Consider the following 344-nt stretch of genomic DNA (forward strand, 5'->3'; position numbering starts at 1 on the left):
TCCTCTGTGCGGACTTGAAACTACTTCTACTCTTTCATCAGCATGTCAATGAACGTCTTCAAGAGTGTTTATCCAATTTTACGGTACAACGATACGGCTATATCATTGCAGCGCCTGGCACTCCTTTGTGATAAATCTTCAGGCCGTTTGCCTGGTTTACCTCGCTTGCTTCGAGTTTTTCGAGCTTTTAACTCTTATCTCTTAGCTTTCACTAAACTTTCCGTGAACTCAACTAGTTCACTTTCTCTCGATTCTTTTTTCTCTTCCGTGGAGAATATCGGAGTCGAACCGATGACCTCCTGCTTGCAAAGCAGGCGCTCTAGCCAGCTGAGCTAATCCCCCTT

General features: G+C 44.8%; 1 tRNA gene. It reads right to left on the minus strand.

The window, feature by feature from the left end:
• Nucleotides 1–268: 268 nt before the first annotated feature.
• A tRNA-Ala gene (locus KK083_RS32365) sits at nucleotides 269–342 on the minus strand.
• Nucleotides 343–344 lie beyond the last annotated feature (2 nt).

The sequence above is a fragment of the Chryseosolibacter histidinae genome, assembly GCF_018598225.1.
Lineage (GTDB): Bacteria > Bacteroidota > Bacteroidia > Cytophagales > Cyclobacteriaceae > Chryseosolibacter > Chryseosolibacter histidini.